A 17,420-nucleotide genomic window follows, 5' to 3' on the forward strand; every position below is an offset into this window, starting at 1 on the left:
CGTTACGCTCCTGCGCAGATACGCGCTGCACTGTTAACCACGCTGCTGGCATCAATGCCATGGTGGGCTCGGGTTGAGGCGCGATCGCCGGCAATGGCATATTCGCCATCCGGAATACCGAGCCGCAGCAGCGGAATCGCACAGCCGCCTTCCGCCAGCACCTCAGCCACCAGGCTGCCGACACCGCCATTGACGTTATGCTCTTCAACGCTGATTACCGCTGGGTAGTGATTTAACAGGTTGCGCAGCTGTTGGGTATCACAGGGTCGAATCGATGGAACCGCGATCACACCGGCTGAAATCCCCTGCTCAGCCAGTTGCTCAGCCGCGTGAACCACCTCGTGAACCGTGGAGCCCATCGCCACCAGCGCAATGTCATGACCTTCGCGCAATACGTCGATCTGCCCCGGCCTGAACTGGTAGCTTTCATCGTGCAACTGCGGCAGATCTTTGCCATCCAGACGGATATAGACCGGCCCGACGTGCGCCAGCGCATAGTCGATAATCTGGCGGCACTCCAGCGGACAGGAGGGCGCGTAGATCTCAATATTGCCGAAGCCGCGCATCACCGCGATGTCGTCGATACTGTGATGGGTACTGGCGAGCGGGCCATAGCTGGCACCGGCATTCAGGCCGAACAGTTTGACGTTGGTGTTGTTGTAGCAGACGTCGACTTTCACCTGCTCATTGGCCCGCGACACCAGAAACGGTGCGGCATTGCAGGTGACAGCAATTTTACCGCCCAGCGCCAGGCCTGCCGCAGTGCCGACCAGCGTCTGCTCAGCAATGCCGACGTTGATTAAACGATCGGGGAATGCCTTGATAAACGGCGCAATTTTGGCGGTTGAGGTCGAATCCGCCACCACCGGGACCAGATCCACGCCGCGATTCACCGCGTCGATAAAGGCCGTTACCATTACACTGGCTAAATGTTGTGCATTACTCATCTTTTAACTCCTCCAGCGCCTGCTCAATTTCCGCCCCTTTTGGTACCCGGTGATGCCACTCGGCTTTGCTCTGGATAAAGGAGACGCCAAATCCCTTCTCGGTATGCGCCACAATCACCTGCGGTTTGCCGTTCTGCGGCAGGCTTTCGATGGTTTCAACCACCGCCGCCATGTCATTGCCGTTGCACTCGGTGACTTCCAGTCCAAAAGCACGCCATTTTTCCGGCAGCGGATCGGTGTTCATGATCTCGCGGGTCGCGCCCGCCAGTTGCAGCTTGTTCTTGTCATTGATGATGATCAGGTTGTCGAGACCGTAATGGGCCGCCACCAGCGCCGCCTCCCAGTTACTGCCTTCCGCCAGCTCACCGTCGCCGGTGACTACAAAAATGCGGCGCGTGCTGCGGTCTTTCTTCGCCGCAATGGCAATCCCGACCGCCACCGGCAGCCCGTGTCCCAGTGCGCCGGTATTCAGTTCAACTCCAGGGGTTTTTTGCCGTACCGGATGCCCGGGCAAATGGGAATCCGCATGCTGATAGGTGGCGAGCCAGTCGGTCGGGAAGTAGCCCGCCTCCGCCAGCACGCAGTAGTAACCGCCGACCGCGTGCCCTTTTGACTGGATGTAGATGTCACGCTGCGGGTCATCGGTGCGATCCGGCGCGCAGTTGAGAATGCGGAAATAGAGCGCCGTGAGCATCTCTACCTGCGACAGATCGGCTCCGGTATGTCCCCCTGCCGGACTGCCCGCGTTAAGCTGGATAATACGACGACGGATCGCCCGCGCTCTGCGCTTCAGATCGTCTACCGGAAGAGTGAAAGGATTCATACGCTACCTCTGAATTTTAAATCGTTTATGAATAAATATTCACAAGGGTTAAAAAAAATGGCGTGCAAAGCGGCCGGCAAAACAGGCCTGCTTTATGGCTGCTGGCTGTTGTGGCGGCGGATGGACACGGAATATCGGATTCACCTGCGGGTTATCCGCTGATCGCCGGCTCAGTAAGCAGACAGAACGATTAAGGTTTGAGTGGCGCGCCCTCCTCTATCAGTGCTTTTTGCGCGACCACGGCCGCTTTTTGCTGCATCCGGCTTTGGGTCTGATCGATGATCACCGCAATGATGATCACGATGCCTTTAATCACCATCTGCCAGAACTCACTGACGCCCATCATGATCAATCCGTCCGCCAGGAAGCCAATCACAAACGCCCCAATCAGCGTGCCGACAATGGTGCCGCGCCCGCCCGCCAGCGAAGTGCCGCCCAGCACCACCGCGGCAATGGCGTTCATCTCGAATGCAGTACCGTTGGCCGGGTGGCTGGCAACCAGCTGCGATGAGACCACAATGCCGGCAATCGCCGCGCAGAAGCCGGAAAGCGTATAGACCAGTATTTTGACCTGACGGGTTTTCACCCCCGATAGCTCGGCGGCGCGTTCGTTATCACCGATGGCGTAAACCTGGCGTCCAAACGGCAGGCGGCGCGCGACATAAGCAATCACCAGCGCCAGCAGCACCATCATCCAGATGGCGTAGGGCAAGCCAAGAAAATGACCGGCACCAATCTGATCGAAACCGGTGTTGCCGAGCAGCGGATTACCCTGCAGGCCGGGAAAAGTTTCTCCGCCCGAGGTCAGCATTGCCGCGCCGCGCAGGATATACATGGTGCCGAGGGTGCAGATAAACGGCGCAACGTTATAGCGGGTGATAATCCAGCCGTTGCCAGCACCGATCAGCGCGCCGACCAGCAGAACAAACGGCACAATCAGCCAGACGCTGGGGAAGATCGCAATGCCGAACATCGGTAACACAATGCCTTTGGTGATCAGCCAGCCGGCGATCATGCCGCACAGCCCCAGCGTGGCACCAATCGACAGGTCAATGCCGGCGGTGATAATGACGAAGGTGATGCCGAGCGCCAGAAAAGCGTTGATGGCAATGTGTTTCACCATAATCACCAGGCTGCCGACCGCCAGAAAATCCGGCACGGTAATAGCAAAGAACCCGACGATCAGAATCAGCGCAATAAAGGTGCGCAGCTTCAGTAACAGCAGCAAAAAATTTTCACGCGAGTTAAACGCTTTAGCGGGAAGTGTGGCCAGCGCCACGCTGTTATTGCTTTTCATGCTCAGAACCCCTGCGCACTTGCTTTTACCAGCGCTGCCTCTTCCGCCTGCTCACGCGGAAGATCAGCCGTAAGTTTGCCGCCCGACATCACCAGGATGCGGTCGGCAACCGCCATGATCTCTTTCAGATCGGAAGTGGAAAACAGCACCGCAATGCCCTGCTGCGACAGCGCCACCATCATGCGAAACACTTCCGCTTTTGCCCCGACATCAATGCCGCGACTCGGTTCATCCAGCAGCAGCAGGCGCGGATTGGTCAGCAACGCGCGGCCAATCACCACCTTTTGCTGGTTGCCTCCACTCAGGGCGCTGATTGCCACCTCCGGCGAGGAGATCTTAATCGCCAGATTGCCCACCGTCTGACTCACCGCCTGCTGCTCCTGCTGATCAGCAATGGCAAACCGGTGCGACAGCCGCCGCCACAGGCTGGCGATAGTGAGGTTACTCGCCACCGAGGAAACCGGAAAAATCCCTGACCGCTTACGGTCTTCCGGCACCAGACTCATGCCCATCCGGATGCGATCCGCAGTCGGCAGGCGGGTTGGCAGCGGTTTGCTGTCGAGCCACAGCTTGCCCAGGTAGTTGCGCTGGCTGCCCAGCAGGCACTCAAACAGCTCGGTACGGCCGGCCCCCATCAGGCCATAGATGCCGACAATTTCACCGGCCCGCACCTGGAAGCTGACATCATCGACCAGCGTATTGCCGTTCGGGCTGACGCAGGTGATGTGTTGCGCTTCCAGCATCGGGGCCCCGAACTGGCGTGATTCCGGCAGAAAAGTGGTGACCGGCTCGCTGCCCAGCATTTCCCGCACAATCCACGGCACGTCGATGCTGCTGACCGGCGCTTCGGCCTGGAAACGGCCATCGCGCAGGATGGTGATGACATCGCCAATCGCCATCAACTCCTCCAGCCGGTGCGAGATGTAGATGATTGAAACCCCTTGCTGCGTCAGATCGCGAATCACCCGGAACAGGATCTCCACTTCGGTTTTGCTCAGCGCCGAAGTCGGTTCATCGAGGATCAGAATGTCCGCATCTTCGGCCAGCGCTTTGGCGATCTCTACCAGCTGCTGCTGACCGACTTTCAGGTTACCGACCCGTTCATTGGGCGAAATCGGCTGGTCGAGACGCGCCATCAGCGCCGCGGTGCGACGTGCCTGCTCCGCCTCATTAATCGGCGCTAAGCCACGCTGCAGTTCGCGTCCCAGAAACAGATTTTCCGCCACCGTCAGGTTCTCAAACAGATTGAGTTCCTGATGCACCATACCGATGCCGTGCCGTGCGGCGTCGCGGGTGCTGCTGAGCGTCAGCGGCGCGCCGTTGAGAAACAGCGCACCGGCGGTGGGTTGCTGCACGCCGGCAAGAATTTTCATCAGGGTCGATTTACCGGCACCGTTTTCACCAATGATGACGTTAACTTTGCCACGCCATACCCGGTAGTCGACGCGATCCAGCGCCAGCGTGCCGGGAAACAGCATTGAAATCTGCTCAGCCCGCAGAATGATCTCATCGTCCATCAGGGCGTCCCCCGCTTCAGTTCGACTGCCACCACCTCATCAACGCTGCCGTGTCCGATGCTCACCGCCAGCAGCGCCTGTACCGGCTGGTTGACCCAGCTGGCGTCCAGCGTCGGCAGCTGCTTCACCGCATGGCGATTAAGCGCCCGGGTCAGCTGGGCGTACTGCACCTGATTGGTAAACTCTTCAAAACGAAAACCGGCGGCATCGCGGATTGCATTACTGCGCAGCACCGGCCCGACGCTGACTTCAACCGGTTTGCCGTTCAGTATCAGGGTCAGGATACGCTCACGCGGATTGCTGTCATTCAGTGCGCTGACGGTGCCGCTGGCCCGGACAAACACGCTTTCACGGCCGCCCGCCTTCACCGTCTGACTTTTGGTTTGCATATCAGCCCAGCTCAGCGCATGGCTGTTGGCGGTGTCCATCACCCGTGATTGCCAGCTTTCCTCCGCGATTTGCTGCGGCGTCTGGGTCGCATAACCCGGTTTCGCCTGCGGATCTTTCGGCAGAATCGGCTGACCGTTTGCATCCAGATCCACCACGGTACAGGCGCTGAGCAGCGCCATCCCGGTTAATACCGCCAGTATCCGTTTCATGATTATTTCGCCAGGTTGAAGTTTTTCAGTCTGGCGGCGTTGCTGTCGTCAATCAGCACGCAGTCCATCAGCTGCTTCTCCTCTTTCTGCGCTTTGCCATTTTTCAGGTAGTAGTCGGCCTGACTGACCGCCATCTGCGCCTGATCCCAGCCCGGTTGCAGCACCGTGGCTTTGATATTGCCTTTATTGATAATCGAGTCGCGGGTGTAGTCGCTGCCGTCAAAGCCCACCACGATTACCGCGGTTTTGCCGGCGGCTTTCAGCGCGGCTTCAGCTCCCAGCGCCATGGTGTCGTTGCCGGAGATCACCCCGACGATATTGGGGTGCTTCTGCAGAATGGTTTCCATCCGGCTGAAGGCTTCAGTCTGGCTCCAGTTGGCGCTCTGCTGAGCCACCATTTTCATCTCGCTGTAATCATCCAGCACGTCGTGGTAACCCTGCGAACGCACGCCAGCGTTGGTGTCGGACTCTTTGCCGAGCAGTTCAACGTAGTCCCCTTTACCGCCCAGCAATTTGGCAAATTTCTCAGCCCCCAGCTGCGCGCCCTGATAGTTATTCGAGACGATCTGCGCCACCGCAATGCCGGTTTTATTGATCTCCCGGTCGATCAGGAAGGTCGGGATACCGGCATCTTTGGCTTTTTGCACCGGCCCGACCGTGGCATCGGCACCGGCGTTATCCAGAATGATCGCTTTGGCTTTGCGGGCGATCGCCGTTTCAATCAGCTGGTTTTGTTTGTTGACGTCATCATCATGCGAGGCCACCAGCGTGGTGTATCCCAGCTCTTTGGCTTTGGCTAACGCGCCTTCCGCCTCCGCTTTAAAGAAGGGGTTGTCGTGTGACGGGGTGATAATCGCCAGCAGCCCGGTTTGCGCTGCCAGCACCGAGGATGAAAAAGCGATGATTGAAGCCAGCAGGGTCAGTTTGATCAGAGGACGAGTCATTATTTTTCTCCGCTTGAATATATATTCACACGCGATTTTATATGCATAATGACTATGCACCGGCGGCGACACGCCGTCCAATGCGCGATCACTAAAAAGCGAAAACGATCACAAATTAACCTGCGTTGTGATTTTGGCGATCCTGGTTAACAATACCGGGCAGAATCAGAGAGGGAAAAACCGATGGCAAAACAGGATGAACAGCGACTGATGGTGAAGATTGCCACCCTTTACTACGTTGAAGGGCTCAAGCAGTCAGAGATTGCGCAGTCACTGAAGTTATCGCAGTCGTTTGTCTCACGCATTCTTAATCGCAGCGTCAAAGAGGGCGTGGTTAAGATCAGCGTGGTTCCGCCAGCCAATGTTTTTCCTGAACTGGAGAAAGCGATTGAGCAGACCTACGGCCTGCCGCAGGCGATCGTGGTGGATGTGCCGGATCAGGCCTCGACCTTACAGATTAAGCAGGCGATTGGATCGGCGGCGGCGCACTATCTTGAGACTCGCCTGCGGGATGATGAACTGATTGGCATTTCATCGTGGAGCGGCACCATCCGGGCGATGGTCGATGCGCTGCATCCGCTGAACAGCTCCTGCAAAGGGGTGATCCAGCTGCTGGGTGGGGTCGGCGCGAACGGCAATGTGCAGGCGACTATTCTGACGCAAAACCTGGCGGCGTTGCTCAACTGCCCGGCCTGGCTGCTGCCCTCGCAGTCGATTGAACGATCGGTCAGCGATCGCCAGCGGCTGTCGGCCAATGCTGAAGTGGCGGAGGTGTTGGGTAAATTTGATCAGGTCGATCTGGCCATCGTCGGGATTGGCGATCTCGAGCCGTCGGCGCTGCTGCGCAATTCCGGCAACTATTACGATGGCGAGATGCTCCGGACCCTGGCAGCGCGCGGCGCGGTCGGCGATATCTGTCTGCACTATTTCGACGCCAGTGGGCAGCCGGTATTGCAGGCTGAAGAAGATCCAGTCATCGGTATGGAACTGGCGCAGGTGAAGCGGTGTCCGCAGGTGGTGGCGCTGGCGGGTGGAACAGAGAAAGCCCAGGCGATCCGGGGCGCGCTGCGCGGCGGTTATATCAATGTGCTGATTGTCGATTATCCGACGGCGCGGCAGCTGCTGGCCTGCTGACGCGGCTAAGCAGCGTGTCGCCCGGCGGGTCCATCAGTGAACTCCGCCGGACGGATCATCAGATGGTGCGATAAGCGGTGGTCACTTTCCACAGATAGCGCGGTGCCTGAGCCGCCGGATGTTTATTCTGCACATGCTGATAAAACTCGTCCGGCGACATCGCATTAATCATCGCAATCGCCCGATCGCGGTCGCGCGAGAAGGTGCGCAGCAGTGCGCCAGCGCCGTTGGCATAAGAGACGATGGTGGCATAACGCAGCGTCAGCGGATCGCGGATGCCCGACAGGGCGGAGTCCTGCAGGATGCGGATATAGGCGGTGCCGATATCGATATTCTTCGCCGGATCGCGCAGCTCAGCGTTGGAAGGCTGTCCGCGGCGTCCGAGCGTTCGGTAGACTTCGCGACCCGCAGTAGAGGCTTTGATTTGCATCAGCCCGACGGCATTAGAGCGGCTGACCACACCCGGATTCCCACCCGACTCGACACTAATAATGGCGCTGATCAGCTTCTCATCAACACCATAATGATTGGCGGCATCTTCGGTAAACATCGACCAGGCATCATTGACGCTGGAGGGCGGTGCCTGGGTTAACGGCGTATTCCGCTGTTTAACAGCATGATGCGACGGCTCGCTGGCACAGCCGGTCAGGAATAACGCTGACAGGATAAGGTGTCGGAATTTCAGCAATTTTTCATCTCGTTGCAGAAGTGGCGAATGCTATCATACCCAGACAGACTCAGAGCAAAATTACCGTTTATCCTAAATGCAGTAATTCGCTTTCCGTACCGTGACTTCAGCGGCGCTTTTCGTCATCATCGGCCTGAGTCAGGTGCGCTAACAGCAGGAAAGTATGATGATTTCACGTTCAATCCGTCTTATCTCCCCGTCCGGTTACTGTCACAATCAGCCTGCAGCCCTGCTTGGCGTTGAACGGCTGCGCGCGGCGGGCCATCAGGTTGATAACCAGCAGGTGATTACCCGCCGTTTCCAGCGCTTTGCCGGCACTGACGCCGAGCGGCTGGCGGATATCAACCAGCTGGCTACGCTCAGCACCCTGCCCGATGTGGTGCTGGCGGTGCGCGGCGGCTACGGTGCCAGCCGGTTACTGGACGCGATCGATTACGTGGGACTGCAGCGTCGCCTGCTGAATCAGCCACTGGCGCTGAGCGGCCACAGCGATTTCACGGCGATCCAGCTCGCCCTGCTGGCGCAGGTAGGCTTGATCAGTTTCAGCGCGCCGATGCTGGCCGGCAATTTTGGCGCAACGACTTTATCTGAATTTACCCTGCAGCACTTCTGGCAGGCGCTGACATCACCTACAGTCAACGTAGACTGGCAGAGCGAATCGCCGGATCAGGGCGAATGGCAGGGTACGCTGTGGGGCGGTAACCTGGCGATGATCTGTTCGCTGATCGGTACGCCGTGGATGCCACAGGTCGAAAACGGCATTCTGGTGATCGAGGATGTGAATGAGCACCCGTTCCGCATTGAACGGATGCTGATTCAGCTGCAACAGAGCGGTATTCTGGCCCGCCAGCGCGCCATCGTCACCGGCAGCTTTACCAGTACCGGCCTGTCAGAATATGACAACGGATTTGATTTCAGCACCGTCTGGCAACGGCTGCGCGACACCTGCGGCTTGCCGGTGATCAGCGAGTTAGCGTTTGGCCATGCGGCTGACACCGTAACCCTGCCTTTAGGGGCCAGTGCCAGCTTACAGGTCAGTCAGGGGCACGCCCATTTGCAAGCGACCGGGCATCCCGTCCTGCGCGGATAAAAAACGTTTCAGGAGATCGACATTGAAGCCGTTGTATGACGATTTGTGGATCTCAACCCCGGAATTTCCGGTGGAAGATACCGTTAACGACCTGATGATGCATGGGTTTATGCTGCGTCACCCGCGCGGTAATCTGCTGATTGGCCGGGTGGAAAATCCGCTCGATCATGAAGTGATCGCCGATACCGGCGGAGTAATCCGCCACTATCTGACGCACTGGCATGAGTCTGCACCGGGTGCCGCGCTGATTCAGCAACGTTTCAGCAGTGCGCTTTACTGTCACAGCCGCTCGCTGGGTCCGATCAGCCGTTTCGTGGAGCCTGACGATACGTTTTCGCAGCAGGAGACCCATTTCGGCAATTTCCAGCTGCTGCCCACGCCGGGCCATACGCCGGGCAGCAGCAGCTTCCTTTATCATTCGCCACTCGGCCTGACCTATCTGTTTGTCGGCGATACGGTGACGCGGGCGCATGACCGGTGGGTTACCGTGCTGGTGCCGGACAGCAATCCGGCGGAGCTGAGCCAGACGCTGGAGTTTTACCGCACGCTGCGACCCGATGTGGTGCTGATGAGCACCACCCGTGGTCATCTGTCGTGGAAAAAAGTGACGCTGCAAAGCTGGCTGGCTGCGATTGATGAAGCAGAACAGCAGCCGCTGGATTTGCGCCAGCAGCCGCTGTTCTGATCACAAAGCTTTGGTCAGATAATGCCGCTGATGCTGGCGGGGATAGTGGTCAAGGCTGAAACGCAGGGTGAAGCCGAGCTTTTCATAGAAAGGACGAGCCTGAAAACTGGCGGTATCGACCTGAGCGAAACGGCAACCGCGCTGGCGCGCTTCCTGCTCTGCCGCCCTGATTAACCGGCTACCGACGCCCTGCCCGCGCAACGTATCACTCACCCACAGCATGTCGATTCGCAGCCAGTTGCCGGCGGTTGAGCCGGTCAGCCCCGCCTGCTTCCTGCCCTGCTCATCGCAGATAAACACCCCAATCGATTTGATCTCATCAACATTAATAAATTTGCTGTTGAACGCATTCAGCCCCAGACGGACTTCATCCAGATCCTGCGGTGTTACCTTATCGGTGATACTGAGTTGCATAGCGGCTCCTGTGACGAGGGATTAAGAGTTGGGCTGCTGACGATCATCGTAGCGCTCCAGGGTCAACGCATCGACATCACGTTTTTCGCTGCGGCTACAGGGCACCAGCTTATCGCTGTCGCGGTAAACAAAGAAGGTCGCCTGAGTGCGCTGGTTAACGATTAACTGGTCGCCGTTACGAAAGCGGGTTATCGCCACCTTATCGCCAGCCTGTAACTGGGTGCGCTGCTGGCCGGCAGCAATCTGGAAGTGTCGCTGCGGCCACATTAAGGTGGTTAAGCCGTACTCAGCGCGTGAGATGGTCATGGTCGGACGGCCAGGACAGGTAATCTGAAACTCGCTCTCGCTCCAGGCGGGGGCGATATAACAGGCCAGCAGGCCGAGGGTCATCAGTGCTGTCTTCATCTGATCTCTCCGCTGAATGGATGATTTTATTAGCAATTTTTTAGCTTAACACATCACAGGTGAGAGAAAATGTCATGCGGCGGGTAAAATAAGACCAGTGAAAGGTAGAATCGGGCGGAGGAGAATCTGAAAAGTTGAGCGTTTTTAAAGTAATCAGGCCAGCGTCCGGATCGGTTACGCTGGCCTGTCTGCCGTTATGCTGACGAGACCTCTGCAGCCACTAACATCAGGGCCAGTCCCGCATTTTCGCCGTCATATGCCTGCATGGCGGCGCGAATATCCGCTGCACAACTGACCACCTGATGCTTTTTATCGCTCTCAAGTTGCTCAATCGCGTGACGAATAATCATTAGATGTGCTTCTTCTTCGTTCATCATTTATCCCTGGTTTTGCCTAAGTGGTGCGCAAAGAAGCCAAGAATAACGTTAATTAATTAGCAAAGTCACCCTTTTACATTCCTGTTGCTTACCGATTAAACAAATTGCAAATGGGAAGCGGTGTTGAAACTGCTATGATCAAGCTATTAGTGACGCAACAAGATAGAATCAGCGCCACGAGATTCCCAGGGACTGAAGCAGGTAGAGGATCATGTTGCGACTCAGCATTTTCATATTCATCATACTGATGACTGGATGTTCATCTGGCCCGAAAGGCATTGAATGTCCCGGCGAAGTATCGACGATTTATGGCCAATCAATGGGACAAACGCAGGGTGTCATCTTTGACCTGGTGAGTTCGTTCAGCGTCAGCCGCGATGATGTCAGGGTAGACAGCGGGCCGCTGCAGTCGCTTGATCGTTTCAGGTATGTCCCTTCCGCCGTCACGCGCGAAGGTTACTATGCCCAGCGCCTGTCCGATAAACAGTTCCGCCTGATCAATCCGTATCAGAACACCCAGATTACCTGGACATGTCCATAAGGGGTGAAACCTGCTGCCAGATGGTTTATTGTCACGAAACGTCAAGCAGCAGGTCTCTTTCCCATGGAAAAGCGTCTGGATAACAACGGTTACATCGATTTCCCCTTCCCCGCCACCCGCAATGCCGATGGCTCGGTTAATCCGTGTGGTTTCGATCTTACGCTGGAAACCGGCCGGCTGGAGGAGATCGCGGTGCTGGCTCATTCGGTCAATCTGCGTCGGCTGGTGGAAGAGATTAATTTGCAGGATGGACTGTTTATGACGCTGGCCTGCGACTGGCAGCAGCAGACCAATGCGGTATGTGGCTTTGTTGACGTGGCGTTTCGCCCCGATCTGCCGCATCACGGCCATGATGAGGCGCTGGAACTTGAAGCCCGCTTTAATCTCTATCTGGCCGAGCAGGAGAAGCAACATCAGATGCCGCCCGGCACGCTGGTAAATTATGCCCGCTCGGTGCTCGACTGGAGCTGGTCACCGCTGCGTCAGCGGCAGCGCGAATATGAAAAAATCACCATTCAGTTCTATTGCCCGCAGGCTGATGACGCCGAATGGTGTTTCGACCATCTGCGCCATTTCCTGGTGAGCTGGTATCCGGCTTGCGTGGCGTCCCGTTAATCCCGCTTTCCCCTGCTACCGGAGCCGCTATGCGCCCTTTTGCGCTGCCTGTTGTAACGCTGATCTGTTCACTGTTGTTCACTGGCGCGGCCGCGGCCGAGGCGTGTCAGCAAATCCGGGCCGGCCTTGATATCGGCTCCGGCAGCACCAAAATCGCCGTCGCCCGGGTGGATGTCTGTCAGCATCGCATCGAGAAAATGCTGTATCAGGATCAGCGCGCCGTGCCGTACAACGACGCGCTGTCGGCGGCCAGCGATAACCGGCTGAGTCCGGCGATTATCCATCAGGGTGAAGTGGCGCTGCGGCAGCTAGTGAACAATGCGCAACGTTATCACCCGCAGCGCATCAGCGGCGTGGCAACGGCGGTATTTCGTCGCGCCAGCAATGGTCCGGCGGTGGTGGCCGCGCTGGCCAGCCAGACCCGCACCCAACTGACTGTCATCTCACAGCAGCAGGAAGCAAAGCTCGGTTTTCTCTCGGCGAAAGCGGCGCTTAACGATCCGACACTCCGCGATGATCAGCTGCTGGTGTGGGATATTGGCGGTGGTTCGATGCAGATGACCGCCTGGCGACAGCAGCAGGGCCAGCCGGTCGCCGATATTTATCAGGGTAAGCTCGCCTCGGTGACGCTGAAGAATTTCATCCTGACGGTGCTGAAAAACACCCCGGACGCCGCGTCGCCAAACCCGATTAGTTCGTGGCGGCAATCGGTGCTGCGCTTTGTCGGGTTGTTTGCCCGTAACGATGTCAGCCCCGAAATCATGCAGGATGTGGCCCGCCGCCGGGTGATTGGCATTGGTGGCGTGCACGGTTTTTCTATCCGTAATCAGTTAGCAGGCAAACCTCAGCATTACAGTCTGGCCACCTTAAGCGCGCTGGCGAAACAGCAGGTCTGGAAAGGCGACAGCGAACTGACCGGCGATTATCGGGCAACCGACGTCAGTAATCTGTTGCTGGTTGAAGGCTACATGCGGGCGCTGAAGATAGACGAGGTAACCATAGTCAATGCCAGTCTGATTCAGGGTGTGCTGTTGCAGTAGCGGAGTGGCAAGATAAACCGGCCTCAGTGCCGGTTTTACGCTTCCGGTCTGGCGCAGAAAGCTCAGGGTTTGATCAAACGGATAGCGTGTTCCAGCATCTTTTGCTCGTCCCGTTCGCTATGGGCGCGGTGCTGGCGGGTGCGTTTCAGCACGTCATAGATATCATCGCGTTTGGTTTCATGGCCACACTCCACCAGCATAATGACCGCGTCGCCTATCACCCGGCACACTTCGTCATAGTCGTCTTCTTTGAGTACATCACGTTTCATCGCCTCTCCTCCCATTACGCTTATCATCGACCCGGTTTTACAAAGGCTAGACAGGAAACGCTTAGCCTGCAAACAGAACGCCATTCACAGCCAGAAACGATTTTTACCGCTTCATTTACCGCTTAACGGCGCAGAGTTCGCCATCTTTGCTACGCTTGGAGAGTCTCACTAAAACCAAGGAGCACTAAATGTCAGGAAAAATCGAAGATAAAGTTAAAGAAGCCGCTGGCGCAGTTCAGGAACAATTTGGCGCAGCAACCGGTTCATCTGAACATCAGGCGAAAGGCGCGGCCCGTCGTTATACCAACCAGGCCAGTTATGCCGCGCGTGATGCAGCGGATTGCATCAAGGATCAGGTTCAGTCCAATCCTTTTGCCGGTCTGGCTGTTGCCGCGGGCGTGGGCGTATTCATCGGCTTCCTGCTGGGCCGCAAGTAATTCGGCAGAATACGTGACAGAACGGAAGCCGCTGGCTTCCGTTTTTTTTTGGCTGTCGCGTCCCGCCCGGTGCTGAGAAATCTCTGAAAAATCAGATCCCTTCAGGCTGAATGTTATTTTTCAACCAGGCTTAGTCAGGTACGTGCTTACAGATTCTTTTTACTTTTCTGAATAAATAAAAGGTGGTCACATGAAAGCATTCCCTGCCCTGTTGCTGGTTGCAGCAACCCTGACGTCACTGGCAGGCTGTTCACACCAGAGCAGCGCGATTAAAGAAGATGGCCGTCCTCATGCGCCAAGCGGTCAGTCTTCACCAGGCGGTACGCTGGGTTCAGGCCCGGTCGGTCAGCCTCAGTCATAACACGCTCCCCCGGCACCGTTGCCGGGGGCTGTTTCATCTTTCCGGCAGATAGTTAAGCGGGCAGTCATATAAATAGCATCCGGGCTAATAATTACCCGGCTATTAATCACTGATAAAAGAAATTTATTTCTATTGCAGCGCGCTGATTGCAGAATAATCCTACTTATTTTGCACCTGATACATTCATCTTAAATATTTATTGTAAAGATCCCGCTCTTAAACAGTAAAATAACTGTTCATAACTTCAACGCTTGCTCTACAGCCTCTAAAAACAAACGCTGGCAATGAACTTTCCCCAGTATCTTATTATCTAATTCTTCATACTGCTTTCTGTTCAATAAAATTAATACGTTTAAGAGAATCCAGACGTGAAGAAAAAAAAGATTTATCTGATAGACCGGTTGTTAACGCTTTATTCCCGATTCTCCAGCCGGAAAAAGCCCCACAGCCTGCAGGGTCTGACACCAGAGACGGTGGTTATCTACTCCACCACCGCGCTGGGAGATTTCCTGATGAATACGCCGGCAATCTGGAGCCTGAAAAACCGTTTTCCCACCAGTAAATTTATTCTGGTCTCCAGTAAGAAAAATAAAGATTTAGTCACCCGCTATCACTGGTTTGACGATATCTATATCTGGGATAATAAACTGCTGAATTTTTTACCCTTGCTATTCAAGCTGCGACGTAAAAAACCCGACCTGTCCGTGATATTACACGCCCATTTTCCATACGATATTTTGAGTTCGGTTATCACCGGCAGCCAGACAATAATTCGCGATCACTATGGCAGCGAATCCACGCTATTAAATAAACACCTTGACCATTACTCGGGTTATTTCGACGATCACACCATTAAGCGCAAATTAAAATTAGTAGAATCGCTGGGTGCCGAAACCCACCAGACGGAGATGCATTTGCCGGGGCTGGACAGCCCGGCCGCTGCACCCTGTGCCCATCGGCGGATTGGGTTTCAGCTGGGCGCGTCGAAAGATATCCGGCGCTGGCCGCTGGCGCATTTTAGCCAGCTGGCCACGGACTTGCTGGAGAGCTGGCCTGACTGTGAAATCATTGTCACCGGCACCGCAGCAGAGCAGCCGCTTGAGCAGCAATTTATCGACAGCCTGCCGCTGCAATACCGTAAAAACGTCACGCCAATGGCGGGTAAAACCAATCTCAGCGGACTGATTACGCTGATCCGCAGCCTGGATTTGCTGGTCACCGGTGATACCGGCCCGCTGCACATCGCTGTCGCGGCACAGGTTCCCACCGTCAGCCTGTTCTCCACCGCCAACCCGCGTTATACCGGTCCGTGTCAGGACAGCGATCGCCATATCGTTATCCATCGTCCGGAACGCCACGCCTCACAACATCCGATGGCCTCAATCAAGGCTGAGGAAGTCCATCAGGCCGTGACCCAGCTGGTGGGATAATGGAGACGTCCCGCAAGCCCTGTTCGCCACAAGCAGTGATCGATTTGATTGAGTACCATAATCAGCCAACGGTGTTTGGCCGGTTCAGGAAAATTGATCGTCACGACTTCCACCTGCAGCAGTTGCCGCTGAGTGAGGTGGAATTCGCGATACTGATGAGTGATTTTTTTATTACCTTTGACGTCTGTTCAAAACGCTACGATGAGACCCGCTATTTTCCGGCGTCACCTTCCGCGCTGTTGGTGCTGGCAGGGCGGTTGGGGTTCAGTGCAGGCTTACCCTACCGTCCACTGACGGTAGCATTACTGTGTGAGGCGGCCAGCCTGGGCCGCTGGCCTGAGGGGAATGACTGAATAACGGTGTTCGCAAACGCGTCGTATACCTCGCGGCTGCTGAGCGAGGTCACGTCACGCGATGCCGGTTGCAGTACCTGATGCTTCACCTGCCACGGATGCCAGCAGGCCGGATCGCTGTCGCCAAACATCGCCACAACCGGCAGACCAAGCGCCGCCCCGATATGCATCGCCCCGCCATCACTGGTGACCAGTCCCTGACACAACGACATCGCCGCAATCAATTGCGGCAGGCTGGTGGTCGCCACCGCTTTCAGCGTCAGCTGCGGGCACAGCGCCATAATCTCGTGGGCCTTCTCGTCATCGCCAGGATGGCGCGGATTATCGCGACGACCAGGCGACCACAACAGCATGATCTGGCATGAATGCCGGGCGGCGAGGGTTTCGGCCAGTTCAGCAAAGCGCTCAGCTGGCCACTGCTGGCTCGGCTTACGGGCGCTGATTTGTAATGCATAGACCGGCTGAGAGGAGTCGATGGCGTAGCTTTTTCGCAGGTCGGCGGCAATCTCTGCATCCGGCATCAGCGTCAGCTTGCCCGGCGCAGCGGCGGCAAGGTTGAAAGGACGGGCCAGACTGTACAGGATCTCAGCGATATGAGCCTGCGCGGATGCCTGCGGCGCTAACAAGTGGGTGATCAGCGGATGTGGCTCTTCTCCCAGCGCAATCACCTGCCCCGGACGCACCATTTTCACCCACTTCAGGCCATGCTGATCCCAGCGGCTTTTCGCCAGAATCACCGTATCGTATCGGTTCTTTTTCAGCGTCAGCATCAGTTGCAGACGCTGCAGCAGGCAGGCGATTCTGCCCTGTCCCGCCTCGCGATGATGCGACTTGGTATAGTAAAACAGTTGCCGGATATCAGGATTGTGCTGCAGTACCGGTGCCGCATAATTGTTGGTTAACACATCAACCTGATGCTCACCTGACTGATGTAGCGCGCTGATCAGCGGCGTAGTCAGTAAGGTATCGCCAATATTATCCCGACAAATAATCAAAACCCGCATCTCTGACATCCTTTGCGCAGCGGCTAGGCCGTCTGGCTGGCTAAAAATAAGGCTCGCCACTGGCGTCCGCAAAGGGATAACCGTGACGGCATAAGTCAGCAATTAGTCAGCGCAGATCGGGGTTGGTTCAATAGCGGGAATAGCGGAAGGGATAAAGCAGGCAACAAATAAAACAGGCCGCCCTGCTGGCAGCCTGAGAACATGCCCCACCCGGCGCTTATCTCCGGCACTCGCAATGGCTTAGCTCTTGAAGGGGCGTAAGAATCATCTCATTGTGCGGAGTTACCGGCTTAACAATAATTGCGGTTGTTACTATTAATCTGCGAAGTAAAAGTGCGCAACCCATAACACACTCCGTTTCTGGCGGCGGGTTACTCTTCAACGTCACGAGCGGGCAGAACAGCGAACGTCGGGGTGACCGCAACGACGATATCGTTCTGGTCTGCCGAT

At 56.4% G+C, this 17,420-nt stretch carries 22 protein-coding genes; 10 read left to right on the forward strand and 12 right to left on the reverse strand.

Annotated elements, in window-relative coordinates:
• Positions 1–2: 2 nt before the first annotated feature.
• The 6 genes from AABB92_RS06865 to AABB92_RS06890 form a co-directional block, all read right to left on the reverse strand.
• On the reverse strand, positions 3–947 hold the full coding sequence (locus AABB92_RS06865; RefSeq protein ID WP_031374505.1) for a transketolase family protein: 945 nt from the start codon (positions 945–947) through the stop codon (positions 3–5).
• Positions 940–1,770, reverse strand: coding sequence for a transketolase (locus tag AABB92_RS06870; protein WP_031374504.1), 831 nt, complete (start codon positions 1,768–1,770; stop codon positions 940–942). The genes AABB92_RS06865 and AABB92_RS06870 overlap by 8 nt, the downstream gene beginning before the upstream one ends.
• A gap of 190 nt (positions 1,771–1,960) precedes the next feature.
• Positions 1,961–3,067, reverse strand: coding sequence for an ABC transporter permease (locus AABB92_RS06875; RefSeq protein ID WP_031374503.1), 1,107 nt, complete (start codon positions 3,065–3,067; stop codon positions 1,961–1,963).
• Between the two features lie 2 nt (positions 3,068–3,069).
• Complete coding sequence (locus tag AABB92_RS06880; protein WP_046288378.1) at positions 3,070–4,584, reverse strand: sugar ABC transporter ATP-binding protein; 1,515 nt, start codon at positions 4,582–4,584, stop codon at positions 3,070–3,072.
• Positions 4,584–5,183 (reverse strand): DUF2291 family protein, encoded by a 600-nt coding sequence (locus AABB92_RS06885; protein WP_031374502.1) that lies wholly within the window; start codon positions 5,181–5,183, stop codon positions 4,584–4,586. Before AABB92_RS06885 ends, AABB92_RS06880 begins: the two co-directional genes overlap by 1 nt.
• 2 nt (positions 5,184–5,185) lie before the next feature.
• Positions 5,186–6,127: a D-ribose ABC transporter substrate-binding protein gene (locus tag AABB92_RS06890; protein WP_031374501.1), complete on the reverse strand. Its 942-nt coding sequence runs from the start codon at positions 6,125–6,127 to the stop codon at positions 5,186–5,188.
• 183 nt (positions 6,128–6,310) lie between these two features.
• Here AABB92_RS06890 and AABB92_RS06895 point away from each other — a divergent pair, with 183 nt between their 5' ends.
• The gene (locus tag AABB92_RS06895; protein WP_031374500.1) at positions 6,311–7,261 is read left to right on the forward strand and encodes a sugar-binding transcriptional regulator; all 951 of its coding nucleotides are present in this window, start codon (positions 6,311–6,313) and stop codon (positions 7,259–7,261) included.
• Positions 7,262–7,319: 58 nt separating this feature from the next.
• Here AABB92_RS06895 and emtA read toward each other — a convergent pair whose 3' ends face one another.
• Entirely contained in the window at positions 7,320–7,949 is a 630-nt protein-coding gene (gene emtA, locus AABB92_RS06900; RefSeq protein WP_082097584.1) for a membrane-bound lytic murein transglycosylase EmtA, read from the reverse strand.
• Between the two features lie 166 nt (positions 7,950–8,115).
• On the opposite strand from emtA, the gene ldcA reads away from it, so the two are divergent.
• Both ldcA and AABB92_RS06910 read left to right on the forward strand, forming a co-directional pair.
• Positions 8,116–9,039, forward strand: a complete 924-nt coding sequence (gene ldcA, locus AABB92_RS06905; protein ID WP_031374498.1) for a muramoyltetrapeptide carboxypeptidase — start codon at positions 8,116–8,118, stop codon at positions 9,037–9,039.
• Positions 9,040–9,061: 22 nt separating this feature from the next.
• Positions 9,062–9,724: an MBL fold metallo-hydrolase gene (locus tag AABB92_RS06910; protein ID WP_031374497.1), complete on the forward strand. Its 663-nt coding sequence runs from the start codon at positions 9,062–9,064 to the stop codon at positions 9,722–9,724.
• On the opposite strand, the gene AABB92_RS06915 is transcribed toward AABB92_RS06910, so the two are convergent.
• From AABB92_RS06915 to AABB92_RS06925, 3 genes are all read right to left on the reverse strand, one after another.
• The gene (locus AABB92_RS06915) at positions 9,725–10,138 is read right to left on the reverse strand and encodes a GNAT family N-acetyltransferase (protein ID WP_031374496.1); all 414 of its coding nucleotides are present in this window, start codon (positions 10,136–10,138) and stop codon (positions 9,725–9,727) included.
• Between the two features lie 21 nt (positions 10,139–10,159).
• Positions 10,160–10,543 (reverse strand): hypothetical protein, encoded by a 384-nt coding sequence (locus tag AABB92_RS06920; RefSeq protein ID WP_031374495.1) that lies wholly within the window; start codon positions 10,541–10,543, stop codon positions 10,160–10,162.
• 194 nt (positions 10,544–10,737) lie between these two features.
• Positions 10,738–10,917: a hypothetical protein gene (locus AABB92_RS06925; protein WP_031374494.1), complete on the reverse strand. Its 180-nt coding sequence runs from the start codon at positions 10,915–10,917 to the stop codon at positions 10,738–10,740.
• 214 nt (positions 10,918–11,131) lie between these two features.
• Here AABB92_RS06925 and AABB92_RS06930 point away from each other — a divergent pair, with 214 nt between their 5' ends.
• From AABB92_RS06930 to AABB92_RS06940, 3 genes are all read left to right on the forward strand, one after another.
• Positions 11,132–11,461: a hypothetical protein gene (locus AABB92_RS06930; RefSeq protein WP_031374493.1), complete on the forward strand. Its 330-nt coding sequence runs from the start codon at positions 11,132–11,134 to the stop codon at positions 11,459–11,461.
• A 63-nt stretch (positions 11,462–11,524) separates the two neighbouring features.
• The gene (locus tag AABB92_RS06935) at positions 11,525–12,076 is read left to right on the forward strand and encodes a hypothetical protein (RefSeq protein ID WP_031374492.1); all 552 of its coding nucleotides are present in this window, start codon (positions 11,525–11,527) and stop codon (positions 12,074–12,076) included.
• A 29-nt stretch (positions 12,077–12,105) separates the two neighbouring features.
• Positions 12,106–13,116, forward strand: a complete 1,011-nt coding sequence (locus AABB92_RS06940; protein ID WP_031374491.1) for a Ppx/GppA phosphatase family protein — start codon at positions 12,106–12,108, stop codon at positions 13,114–13,116.
• Positions 13,117–13,178: 62 nt separating this feature from the next.
• Here the strand turns inward: AABB92_RS06940 and AABB92_RS06945 are convergent, their stop codons facing one another.
• Positions 13,179–13,385 carry a DUF2767 family protein gene (locus AABB92_RS06945; protein ID WP_031374490.1) on the reverse strand — a complete coding sequence of 69 codons (207 nt, stop codon included), beginning with the start codon at positions 13,383–13,385 and terminating at the stop codon, positions 13,179–13,181.
• A 188-nt stretch (positions 13,386–13,573) separates the two neighbouring features.
• Here AABB92_RS06945 and AABB92_RS06950 point away from each other — a divergent pair, with 188 nt between their 5' ends.
• The 4 genes from AABB92_RS06950 (at position 13,574) to AABB92_RS06965 (ending at position 15,966) form a co-directional block, all read left to right on the forward strand.
• Complete coding sequence (locus AABB92_RS06950) at positions 13,574–13,822, forward strand: ElaB/YgaM/YqjD family protein (RefSeq protein ID WP_031374489.1); 249 nt, start codon at positions 13,574–13,576, stop codon at positions 13,820–13,822.
• A gap of 190 nt (positions 13,823–14,012) precedes the next feature.
• Positions 14,013–14,183, forward strand: coding sequence for a hypothetical protein (locus AABB92_RS06955; protein WP_031374488.1), 171 nt, complete (start codon positions 14,013–14,015; stop codon positions 14,181–14,183).
• 368 nt (positions 14,184–14,551) lie between these two features.
• Positions 14,552–15,613: a glycosyltransferase family 9 protein gene (locus AABB92_RS06960; RefSeq protein WP_046288380.1), complete on the forward strand. Its 1,062-nt coding sequence runs from the start codon at positions 14,552–14,554 to the stop codon at positions 15,611–15,613.
• Positions 15,613–15,966, forward strand: coding sequence for a DUF1493 family protein (locus AABB92_RS06965; RefSeq protein WP_046288381.1), 354 nt, complete (start codon positions 15,613–15,615; stop codon positions 15,964–15,966). Before AABB92_RS06960 ends, AABB92_RS06965 begins: the two co-directional genes overlap by 1 nt.
• Here AABB92_RS06965 and AABB92_RS06970 read toward each other — a convergent pair.
• Positions 15,894–16,970 carry a glycosyltransferase family 9 protein gene (locus tag AABB92_RS06970; RefSeq protein ID WP_046288382.1) on the reverse strand — a complete coding sequence of 359 codons (1,077 nt, stop codon included), beginning with the start codon at positions 16,968–16,970 and terminating at the stop codon, positions 15,894–15,896. The two genes, AABB92_RS06965 and AABB92_RS06970, sit on opposite strands and share 73 nt — an antisense overlap.
• Positions 16,971–17,420 lie beyond the last annotated feature (450 nt).

This window comes from Pantoea brenneri (assembly GCF_038594305.1).
Taxonomy (GTDB): domain Bacteria; phylum Pseudomonadota; class Gammaproteobacteria; order Enterobacterales; family Enterobacteriaceae; genus Pantoea; species Pantoea brenneri.

Excerpts from the sequence above, each read along its gene's own strand:
- AABB92_RS06920 (WP_031374495.1), bottom strand. The coding sequence starts at position 10,543 with ATGAAGACAGCACTGATGACCCTCGGCCTGCTGGCCTGTTATATCGCC.
- AABB92_RS06970 (WP_046288382.1), bottom strand. The coding sequence starts at position 16,970 with ATGCGGGTTTTGATTATTTGTCGGGATAATATTGGCGATACCTTACTG.
- AABB92_RS06930 (WP_031374493.1), top strand. The coding sequence starts at position 11,132 with ATGTTGCGACTCAGCATTTTCATATTCATCATACTGATGACTGGATGT.
- AABB92_RS06940 (WP_031374491.1), top strand. The coding sequence starts at position 12,106 with ATGCGCCCTTTTGCGCTGCCTGTTGTAACGCTGATCTGTTCACTGTTG.
- AABB92_RS06895 (WP_031374500.1), top strand. The coding sequence starts at position 6,311 with ATGGCAAAACAGGATGAACAGCGACTGATGGTGAAGATTGCCACCCTT.
- AABB92_RS06865 (WP_031374505.1), bottom strand. The coding sequence starts at position 947 with ATGAGTAATGCACAACATTTAGCCAGTGTAATGGTAACGGCCTTTATC.
- AABB92_RS06890 (WP_031374501.1), bottom strand. The coding sequence starts at position 6,127 with ATGACTCGTCCTCTGATCAAACTGACCCTGCTGGCTTCAATCATCGCT.
- AABB92_RS06925 (WP_031374494.1), bottom strand. The coding sequence starts at position 10,917 with ATGAACGAAGAAGAAGCACATCTAATGATTATTCGTCACGCGATTGAG.
- AABB92_RS06915 (WP_031374496.1), bottom strand. The coding sequence starts at position 10,138 with ATGCAACTCAGTATCACCGATAAGGTAACACCGCAGGATCTGGATGAA.
- AABB92_RS06875 (WP_031374503.1), bottom strand. The coding sequence starts at position 3,067 with ATGAAAAGCAATAACAGCGTGGCGCTGGCCACACTTCCCGCTAAAGCG.
- AABB92_RS06965 (WP_046288381.1), top strand. The coding sequence starts at position 15,613 with ATGGAGACGTCCCGCAAGCCCTGTTCGCCACAAGCAGTGATCGATTTG.
- AABB92_RS06880 (WP_046288378.1), bottom strand. The coding sequence starts at position 4,584 with ATGGACGATGAGATCATTCTGCGGGCTGAGCAGATTTCAATGCTGTTT.
- AABB92_RS06935 (WP_031374492.1), top strand. The coding sequence starts at position 11,525 with ATGGAAAAGCGTCTGGATAACAACGGTTACATCGATTTCCCCTTCCCC.
- AABB92_RS06945 (WP_031374490.1), bottom strand. The coding sequence starts at position 13,385 with ATGAAACGTGATGTACTCAAAGAAGACGACTATGACGAAGTGTGCCGG.
- AABB92_RS06955 (WP_031374488.1), top strand. The coding sequence starts at position 14,013 with ATGAAAGCATTCCCTGCCCTGTTGCTGGTTGCAGCAACCCTGACGTCA.
- ldcA (WP_031374498.1), top strand. The coding sequence starts at position 8,116 with ATGATTTCACGTTCAATCCGTCTTATCTCCCCGTCCGGTTACTGTCAC.
- AABB92_RS06885 (WP_031374502.1), bottom strand. The coding sequence starts at position 5,183 with ATGAAACGGATACTGGCGGTATTAACCGGGATGGCGCTGCTCAGCGCC.
- AABB92_RS06870 (WP_031374504.1), bottom strand. The coding sequence starts at position 1,770 with ATGAATCCTTTCACTCTTCCGGTAGACGATCTGAAGCGCAGAGCGCGG.
- AABB92_RS06950 (WP_031374489.1), top strand. The coding sequence starts at position 13,574 with ATGTCAGGAAAAATCGAAGATAAAGTTAAAGAAGCCGCTGGCGCAGTT.